We start from the raw sequence: 1508 nt of genomic DNA on the forward strand, positions 1-1508 counted from the left end.
TCGGCATGAATTCGCCGATCTTTTCGGCGAGATAGACCAGGATCGAACCGGATTCGAAGATGCGCACCGGCGTCTTGCCGCTGCGGTCCATCAGGGCCGGGATCTTGGAGTTGGGATTGACCTCGACGAAGCCGCTGCCGAGCTGGTCGCCATCGTTGATCCGGATCAGCCAGGCATCGTATTCGGCGCCCTTGTGGCCGCGCGCCAGAAGCTCTTCCAGCATGACGGTGACCTTGACGCCGTTCGGCGTCGCCAGCGAATAGAGCTGCAACGGATGCTTGCCGACGGGCAGTTCCTTGTCATGCGTCGGTCCGGCGATCGGCCGGTTGATGCTGGCAAAGGCTCCGCCGCTCGGCTTGTTCCAGGTCCATACTTTCGGCGGGGTGTAGTCGGTCATTTCGTGGCCTCGTGTCGGGGAAGGATGGCAGGTCGCCATAAACTAGGGCTGCGGATGTGTAAGTTCAACTTGCGTTGAACTATTATCGATGCCCGCAGGGCCAACATCGGCAATTGGGCACTTCCTTACCCTTGCGCCTTCTCCGGCGTGGCATACCTATAGAAGATGTCGCCAAAGCCCACCCAGGACAAAAGCATGACCATCAATCCCAATCCGCGCTCGGTCGTTGCCGTGCGGGCCACTGTCCCCGAAGATGCCTTTACAGCCGGGGCGCTCGGCACGCTCAGGGAAGGCAGCGGCGTCGTCATTCGCAATGACGGGCTGGTGTTGACCATCGGCTATCTCATCACCGAAGCGGAAGAGGTCTGGCTGACCAGCCATGACGGCCGCGTCATCCCCGCGCACGCGCTCGCCTATGACCAGGAATCGGGCTTTGGCCTGGTGCAGGCGCTGGCGCCGCTCGGCCTGCCGGCCGTGGCGCTGGGCGATGCCGGCAAGGCCAGGATCGGCGACGCCGTCGTGCTGGCCGACGGCATCGGCCAGTCGGTGCAGGCCAGGATCGTCACCAAGCAGGAATTCGCCGGCTATTGGGAATATCTGCTCGACGAGGCGATCTTCATTGCACCGGCGCACCCCTCCTGGGGCGGTGCCGGGCTGTTCGGCGCTGACGGCTCGCTGCTCGGCATCGGTTCGCTGCGCCTGCAGATGAGCCGCAACGGCGAGGTCGCCGATATCAACATGGTGGTGCCGATCGATCTTTTGCCGCCCATTCTCGACGACCTCCTGACACGCGGCCAGGTGGCCAAGCCGCCGCGCCCGTGGCTCGGCGCCCTGTCGGCCGAAAGCGACGGCAGGGTGGTGGTGATGAGCGTGACCGAGGGCGGCCCGGCGGCCAAGGCCGGCCTGCGCCAGGGCGACATCATCTCCGACATCCGGGACGGCGCGGTCGACGGGCTGGCCGATTTCTATCGCAAACTGTGGGAAAGCGGCTCGGCGGGGGCCGAGATTCCGATGCGAGTGTTGCGCGACGGCCGCGAAACCTGGCTGCGCGTCAAATCGGCCGACCGCGGCAGTTTTCTGAAAAAGCCGCAACTGCAGTAGACGCGTCGAT

General features: G+C 64.5%; 1 protein-coding gene and 1 pseudogene. One reads left to right on the forward strand and one right to left on the reverse strand.

All coding sequences use genetic code 11. The features are described from left to right. Nucleotides 1–397, reverse strand: a pseudogene (locus EN984_RS34210) (glutathione-dependent disulfide-bond oxidoreductase); the annotation flags it as partial. A 195-nt stretch (nt 398–592) separates the two neighbouring features. On the opposite strand from EN984_RS34210, the gene EN984_RS34215 reads away from it, so the two are divergent. Beyond that, complete coding sequence (locus EN984_RS34215) at nt 593–1498, forward strand: S1C family serine protease (protein ID WP_013530631.1); 906 nt, start codon at nt 593–595, stop codon at nt 1496–1498. Nucleotides 1499–1508: the final 10 nt, after the last annotated feature.

It is taken from the genome of Mesorhizobium sp. M7A.F.Ca.CA.004.12.1.1, from assembly GCF_003997835.1.
Taxonomy (GTDB): Bacteria; Pseudomonadota; Alphaproteobacteria; order Rhizobiales; family Rhizobiaceae; genus Mesorhizobium.